The 2,722-nt window shown below is 67.0% G+C and carries 2 protein-coding genes; both read right to left on the reverse strand.

The window, feature by feature from the left end; translation table 11 throughout:
- Positions 1-1,076, reverse strand: a 1,076-nt coding sequence (locus B3873_RS21005) for an indolepyruvate oxidoreductase subunit beta family protein (protein ID WP_286868808.1), incomplete at its 3' end; no start/stop codon positions are given.
- Positions 1,077-1,135: 59 nt separating this feature from the next.
- Positions 1,136-2,722, reverse strand: a 1,587-nt coding sequence (locus B3873_RS21010) for an indolepyruvate ferredoxin oxidoreductase subunit alpha (protein ID WP_286868810.1), incomplete at its 5' end; no start/stop codon positions are given.

Here is a 2,722-nt window from a genome sequence, read left to right on the forward strand (position 1 = left end):
CGGCCAAGACCGGCCGGCAGGGTCTCGCAGATTTCTTCCAGGCGCGGGTGCATGAATTCATTGATGTCCACCAGCTGCTCCTCCTTGGCGCGCACGTCGCTGCGCACCCGGTTGAAGCGGCTGCTGCGGGTCTTGATATCGGCCACGCGGATGGTGTCTTCATACGACATCCACAGGGCCAGGTAGCGCGCCGATTCGGCCAGCAGTTCCGTGTCCTGGCCGCCGGGGGCCGTGGCCAGGGCAGCGAGCCGCTGCAGGTAGAGCGCGGCGTAGTCGGGGTCCTGATAGTCGATCAGGCGGCGCACGCCTTCCAGCGCGATGGCGGCCACCGGATCGGGATAGGCCTGGGCCTGCTGCACCAGGCGCACGACCTGCTGGTCGGCGATGGCGGCCAGTTGCACCGGCTTGAACTGCGCTGCCTCGGCCGATGCGCCAGGTGCAGCCGCCTCGGCCTGCCGCGCCTGGTCGTGGCCGACGGCAAAGGCTTTCAGGCTGGGCTTGACGCCGACCCCGCCACGCTCGATGGTGGCTTCGAACTGGGCCCGGCTGAACGGCAGTACACCGGTGCCGCACAGGCTGCCGAAGAGCACGGCGCTGATGACGCTGCCCACCCGCTCGGCGGACTCGGCCATGTCGAAGCTGACGAAACGCTTGGCGGCCTTGCGGGCATGTTCGATCAACGCGTCGCTGTCGACCCGGCCATCACCCATGGCGGTGCGTTCACCGATGGAATACACGCGATGGGTGGAACTGAGCAAGGTGGTACGGTCCGGCGTGACCAGGCCGCGTTGCACGGCGCGGCCCGCTTCCATCAGCTCGGAGGCGAGCACCACGTCCACGTCGCCCGGCATGGGCATCAATGCCAGCACCGGCGTGCGTGCGCCAGGCTGGCCGGCGCCGGGGAACAGCTCCACGTAGTAGATGGTGGCCCCGGTGCGCTGGGCCACGCCGGGCACGGAGGTGGTCTGGGCAAAATAGCCGTTGGATTCGCCCAGATCGACGATCCAGTCGGCCAGCACGCCACCGCCCTCGCCGCCCATGGCGAGGATGGCGATCTTGATCGGTTTAGGGGACATGGTGCAGCTCCATCTTCAAGGTCAGGTTCTTGTTCATTGCAGTCATGGCGCGTCCCGGCTCAGAAGGCGTAACGCGCACGGCGCCTGGCGTCGCGTGCCTGCAGCCAGCCGATCACCACGGTGCGCACGCGCTGGCGCAGCTTGTCCATGCGGCTGGGGTTGGTGATGATCTCGGCGCGGAAGAACGAGGGGCACAGCACCGCCGCATGCGAGACCTCGCCGCACAGGCCGCAGCCCACGCAGCTGTCCACCACGGTGGCGACCGGATCACGCCGCAGCGGATCGGGGTTGCTCTTGATGGAGAGCGACGGGCAGCCCGACAGGCGGATGCAGGAGTGGTCCCCGGTGCAGGTCTCGGGATCGACGCCGAAGCGCTCGCGCACCACGCGCTGGCCGGCAGCGACGGCCTTGCGCACCTTGGGCTTTTCGCGGCGCTGCAGGTTGAGCATGCATTCGCTCTGCGCCACCAGGACCTTGGGACCTTTCTCGGTGGTGGTCAGGGCTTCGCGCAGGGTGCTGGTCATGCGCTTCAAGTCATAGGTGCGCTTGATGGTGCGCACCCATTTCACACCTACGCCCTTGACCGCCGTCTCGATCTCATGACCGGTGCTGCGGGTGGCGTTGACGGCGCGCGAGGACGGGATGTCCTGGCCGCCGGTGGCCGAGGTGTAGTTGTTGTCGATGATGATGGTGAGGTTGTCGCTCTGGTTGAAGACCGCATTGGCCACGCCGCTGGTCAAACCGTTGTGCCAGAAGCCGCCATCCCCCATCACCGAGATGGCGCGCTTGCCGGCCGGCGCATTGAGCGCCGCCGCCCCGGCCCCGCCCAGGCCATAGCCCATGGTGGTGTTGCCCAGGTTGAAGGGCGGCAGGATGGAGAACAGGTGGCAGCCGATGTCGGCGCTGATGTGGTGCTCGCCCAGCTCACGTTCCACCAGCTTCATGGCGGTGAAGATGGGCCGCTCCGGACAGCCGGTGCAGAAACCCGGCGGCCGTGCATGCACCGACTGGTCCAGCGTGGGCAGTTTGGCTTCCTTGATGGTGACCTCGGCGCTCCTGGCCGGGGCATTGCCGTTGGCGATGGGGATCACGCGCGGCGTGCTGGCTGCCGGTGCGGGAGCGGGTTGTGCCTCGATGACCTGGTAGCGCTCCAGGAACTTGCGCACCCCGGCCAGTACGGTGGCGGTGTTGTATTCACCGGCCATCGGCAACAGGTCCTTGCCGTGCAGCTGCGTGGGCAGGCCGAGCTGGCGCAGGATGTTGGCCACGTTCTGCTCGACGAAGTTGGGCTGGCCTTCTTCCAGCACCAGGATGGCACGCTTGCCCTGGCAGAAGCGGTCAAACTCGGCATCCACCAGCGGATAGGCGACGTTCATCACGTACAGAGGAATCTTCGACTCGCCGAATACATCGGCCAGGCGCAGTTGTTCCAGCGCACGGATCAGCGTGTTGTAGGTACCGCCCTGCAGGGCGATGCCGACATCGGCCGCGTCTTCGGCGAAGAACTCGTTGAGCTGGCGGGCGCGGATGAATTCGATGGCGGCGGGCCAGCGCTGCTCGACCTTTTCCTTTTCATGCAGGAAGCTGGCGGGCGGCAGCACGATGCGGCTGAGGTCGCGCGCCGGATTTTCCAGCGCATCCTTGAC

Origin of the sequence: Herbaspirillum sp. UBA812 (assembly GCF_002296545.1) — a bacterium.
In the GTDB taxonomy this organism is placed as follows: domain Bacteria; phylum Pseudomonadota; class Gammaproteobacteria; order Burkholderiales; family Burkholderiaceae_D; genus Herbaspirillum; species Herbaspirillum huttiense.